This window comes from uncultured Leptotrichia sp. (assembly GCF_938036635.1).
Classification (GTDB): domain Bacteria; phylum Fusobacteriota; class Fusobacteriia; order Fusobacteriales; family Leptotrichiaceae; genus Leptotrichia; species Leptotrichia hongkongensis.
Genome location: NZ_CALHQO010000353.1, coordinates 1 through 4,592, shown reverse-complemented (window position 1 = coordinate 4,592; position 4,592 = coordinate 1). Strand labels below are relative to the sequence as shown.

General features: G+C 27.9%; 4 protein-coding genes and 1 pseudogene. 3 read left to right on the top strand and 2 right to left on the bottom strand.

The window, feature by feature from the left end; all coding sequences use genetic code 11:
• Positions 1-24 precede the first annotated feature (24 nt).
• From Q0370_RS07095 to Q0370_RS07085, 3 genes are read left to right on the top strand one after another with little or no spacing between them, the layout of a single operon-like run.
• Positions 25-1,041 (top strand): hypothetical protein, encoded by a 1,017-nt coding sequence (locus Q0370_RS07095; protein WP_299573931.1) that lies wholly within the window; start codon positions 25-27, stop codon positions 1,039-1,041.
• A gap of 31 nt (positions 1,042-1,072) precedes the next feature.
• Positions 1,073-1,864 (top strand): hypothetical protein, encoded by a 792-nt coding sequence (locus Q0370_RS07090; RefSeq protein ID WP_299573928.1) that lies wholly within the window; start codon positions 1,073-1,075, stop codon positions 1,862-1,864.
• Between the two features lie 41 nt (positions 1,865-1,905).
• Entirely contained in the window at positions 1,906-2,583 is a 678-nt protein-coding gene (locus Q0370_RS07085; protein WP_299573925.1) for a hypothetical protein, read from the top strand.
• Positions 2,584-2,668: 85 nt separating this feature from the next.
• Here Q0370_RS07085 and Q0370_RS07080 read toward each other — a convergent pair whose 3' ends face one another.
• Both Q0370_RS07080 and Q0370_RS07075 read right to left on the bottom strand, forming a co-directional pair.
• Complete coding sequence (locus Q0370_RS07080) at positions 2,669-3,898, bottom strand: replication-associated recombination protein A (RefSeq protein ID WP_299573922.1); 1,230 nt, start codon at positions 3,896-3,898, stop codon at positions 2,669-2,671.
• A 3-nt stretch (positions 3,899-3,901) separates the two neighbouring features.
• A pseudogene (locus Q0370_RS07075) lies at positions 3,902-4,592 on the bottom strand (hypothetical protein); the annotation flags it as partial.

Sequence of the window (4,592 nt, the reverse complement as noted above, 5' to 3'; positions counted from 1 at the left end):
TTAAAGCAAATAAGGAGGTTTTTTATGGGATTTATTAATTCATTTCAAATTTACTCTAAAGGAGAGAATACTATTACAAATAATATTCTATTACTTCTATCAAATTTATATAGAATAAATCCAAAAATTTATGAATTATTTATAAACAGTGTTCTTCCAGAAAATATTAATTATAAGGTTATCCCTGTTTTTACACAACAAAAATCACAAAAGGAAGGAGGGATTATCGACGGACATATTCAGACAAAAGCAACAAAAATCATTATTGAAACTAAAATTTCAGGATTAGATAATACAAAAAAACTTATTAATTACTGCAAAAACGAAAATTTAACTGAAACAAATATATTAATTCACATAAGTAATTCTACCTTTGATGAAGCTGCCATAAAATCTATAAATCAAAGAATAGGAATTTATAATTTTAATTTTGTTTCAATAACTTTTTCCGAATTAATTTCTTCCCTTCAGGAAATTGCGGACGAATATCCTTTTAATGAAGAACTATACCGTTTATCCAAGGATTTTTATTATTATTGCAGTTCAATGGGGCTAATAAAAAACGTATTCAGAATCGTTCCATGCAACAAAAGTTTTGAATTAAACGAAAAATATCATTTATACTTCCAACCTGAATCTAGAGGATATTCAAACCATCAATTTACTGGAATATATACTGCAAAAGAAGTGAAATATATTGGAAAAGTGAATAAAGTTTTTTTGGCTGAACTTACAAAAGAAGGAAAATTAACTACTGAAAAAATTTCAGGCGAGGGAGAAATTACTACCGAGGAAGAAAACAGAATAATAAGCACAATAAAAGAATTTCCAGAAATTTATGGCTATGGAGATATTTCAAAAGTACATATTTTCTTTTTATTTGATGATAATGATTTTTGCCCAACAGAATTTAAAAAAACTTCAAAGTATGGTTTACTAGGCTCTAGACTTTTTGACTTAAAAGTAGATTTAGAAATTGAAAATGCAGAGAAATTATCAACTTTGGAAATTGCAGAAAAATTAAATGATATTACTTGGTAAAAATAAATTTTTAAAAGATTGGAGAAGAATTATGAGAAAATTGTTGTTAATTTTAAGTTTGTTTGTTGTAAATATTGTTGGGATGGCTTATGAGAAATGTAATCCTAAAACAATCTATGAAATTAGTGTAAATGATTTAAATGGAAGTTATTTTGGACAAAACAAAAAAGATGGAACAATTATGATAAAACTTGGTAAAAATGCTAATAAAGTACAGGCAATTCACTTTGATGAAAATAGGATTTTAAATAATTGTATTCTTGATCCCAAAATAACAGAATTTCATATTGAACATGGTTTATTTATCAATGCGATGTATGCTGAAATGATGGATGGTGTATATAATAATAATCAAGACATAAAAATAGATTATGATTCGTGTCTTGAGAAAAATCATCAATTTTGTAAAATTTCTAAAGATGCAGACATTAACGGAAATCCTGTGGGAATTTCATTTAATCAAGAAGTTCAGGATATTGAGATTCATGGAAATATAGTTGACGTTGAAAAAAGAAATGATTATAAAAAAGTGATAATAGGTGAAGGATATGAAGAAGATGATATTCCTGTATGTGCAAGTAAAAGTATTAGTGAAGAAAATTGTAAAAAAGAAAAATTCATAGTAAAATCTCCAAATGGTTATGCCAATCTTACTAGAAAAGCGTATGATAATTCAACTATTCGTGATAAAATAAAAAATGGAACAATTGTAGTCATAGATCCAATTGATATAAGTCCTTTTGATGTTGAAGGAGTATATGTTGAAGTTTTAGGACAACATAAATTTGGATATATTAATTGGAAATATTTGAAAAAGAAATAGATATTCACACATATTAATTTAAAATTTTAGGAGAAATATAAATGGAAAATAATAATGTTGAAAACAAAAATTTAGTAAAAATTCTAATTGGAATAATAATTGCACTTGTTCTGGTTATAGGATTTATTATCATAGGTGGTGGTATTTACCAATTTGTAAGTATGAAAAATAAAATAAGCGAGATGGAAAAAGTTCAAAAGGAACAGGAAAAACGACAGTTGGAAAATCAAATGATGGCTTCAGTACAAACTCAGACTAAAGAAAATAACAAAAAAAGTGAAACCAAAACCAACGAAACTAAGACTGAAACTAAAGAAGTCGATCCATATGAAAGAAGATTTACAGCTTCTGATATGAACGATACACTTGTAGAAATTAAAGGTGTAAGAGATGGAAATAAAGTGCTAGTGCGAGTTTTAGAAGGAAAGAATAAAAATAAAAAAGGATATATTAATTTAAAAGGTTTTAAAAATATAAGCAGTTCTTCTTTAAGAAAATTAATTGGGAGCACTTGGGCTGCAACTGGTGTTAATAATGGAGTTGAAATGGAGTATGGTTTAATCCTTCATCGTCCTGGTTCAGATATATATAGCTTTAATTTAAATAAAGCATTAATAGATTACAAGTTATCTGGACATGATTCAGCAGTAAGGTATGACTGTGAGCGTGATACAGCAAGAAATTTTGTACAAAATTATGATCCTTCAGCTTGTTATTAAATATTCAAAAAAATACTCAGACAACTAACCACACTATTGTTTGAGTATTTTTTATACTAACTATTTTCAAAATTCAATAGACAATTTATTTTTGATTCTTTTTAATCTTTTTCAACCACTCATCTGCCGCCTTTTCAAATTTATTTTCCCCATGCTCGTAAAACTTGATTTTTTCATTCATATAAATTTGGTCTACATAATGATTTTCATAATTGTGTGGGTATTTGTAGTCTTTTGCTCCAACTTTTGTGAGATGAACTGGTACTTCCTGAATTTTTTCATTTTCAATGTGGCTTAGTGCTGAATTTATAGCATTGTAGGCTGAATTGCTTTTGGGAGAAATTGCGAGATAGATTGCCACTTCAGATAAGATAATTCTAGCTTCAGGCATTCCAATTTCCTTTATTGCATTAAGTCCTGCCACAGCAACTGTTAAAGCCTGCGGATTTGCAAGTCCAATGTCTTCAGAAGCCAAAATTACAAGTCTTCTTGCGATATATAAAATATCTTCTCCACCAGATAGCATTTTTGCCATCCAGTAGACAGCCGCATCAGGATCGCTTCCACGAATGCTTTTTATCATTGCTGAAATTGTATTGTACTTGTCTTCTGTCTTGTGATATGATTTTTTTGTATTCAAAATTTCCTTGACTTCTTCCAGCGTAAACTCCACTCCAACATTTGTAATTAGTTCCAAAATATTTATAGCCTGCCTTGCATCTCCTTCGATTATTTCCGAAATATATCCCAAAATATCATCTGAAATTCCAAAATTCTCCTTTTCATTAATATTTCTCAATATTTTAAGCAAATCATCCTCACTCAATTTCTTAAATTCAAATGCCATACATCGTGATAACAATGCGTTATTCAAGTTATAATAAGGATTTTCAGTAGTCGCTCCAATTAAAATAATATTTCCATTTTCCAAATCTTCTAAAAGTGAATCCTGCTGCAACTTGTTGAATCTATGAATTTCATCTAAAAATAAGAGTGTCTGCTGTCCATTTGTGTGAAAACTGCTGTGTGCCTTGTCAGAAATATTCTTTATATCAGTTACAGAGGCTTTTATAGCATTCAAATATTCGTAATGGTAATTCATTTTATCAGCAATTATTTCTGCAAGCGTAGTTTTCCCCGTTCCCGGTGCTCCCCAGAAAATCGCATTCATAAAGTTTCCTCGCTCAATAATCTTTCTCAAAATTCCATTTTCCCCAACCAATCTCTTCTGCCCATAAAAATCATCAAGACTTTTTGGACGGTATCTAAATGCTAGCGGCTTCTTATCTTCATATACTTCATCAAATAAATTCATTTTTTATATTTCCTTTTTTATAATTTTGTTTAATTTTCCAAATATTAAAAATACAAATAAAAATATATTTATTGTCTTTTTTATCTGTAAATTTGTTCCCATTACTCCAAAATCACTGATTTTCTTACTAGTGTCTCTTAATTCAAAATTATTGTTTAATATTAAAGTCTCACCATTTTCCAGTTTAATTATTTTTCCGTATACTTCTCCTTCAATAGTTTCTTTATTTTTTAGTTTTATTTTTACAACATCCCAGTTAAAGTAGATAATTTTTCCTTTTAACCACATAATTTCGTTTTTTTCATTGATAAAAGATAAATTTACCCTGTTATTATCATCAATCACAGTATCTTTAATATTTATAAATCCCTTTTGAGAATCCTCGTAAGTTATAATTTTTAGATTTTTATCTATTTTCCACTTTATTTTGCTGTCTTTGTTTATCATTTCGATGGAACTGTTTTTTAAGTCATCAATGGAATTTATTTCAGCATTTTTTATCAAAATAGATTTTTTATTTAACATTTCCAGCTCATTTTTGTGGGAATTGAGAAAATATCCTATTCCAAGAAATATTATTATTGCAGGAAATATTTTTTTTATATTGAAATTGTAATAATAGGCAGTAAAAATTTTCTTTTTTATAATTGTGGTAATTAATTTTGAAAAAAGTGATAAGATAATGATGATTATG

Excerpts from the sequence above, each read along its gene's own strand:
- Q0370_RS07095 (WP_299573931.1), top strand. The coding sequence starts at position 25 with ATGGGATTTATTAATTCATTTCAAATTTACTCTAAAGGAGAGAATACT.
- Q0370_RS07090 (WP_299573928.1), top strand. The coding sequence starts at position 1,073 with ATGAGAAAATTGTTGTTAATTTTAAGTTTGTTTGTTGTAAATATTGTT.
- Q0370_RS07085 (WP_299573925.1), top strand. The coding sequence starts at position 1,906 with ATGGAAAATAATAATGTTGAAAACAAAAATTTAGTAAAAATTCTAATT.
- Q0370_RS07080 (WP_299573922.1), bottom strand. The coding sequence starts at position 3,898 with ATGAATTTATTTGATGAAGTATATGAAGATAAGAAGCCGCTAGCATTT.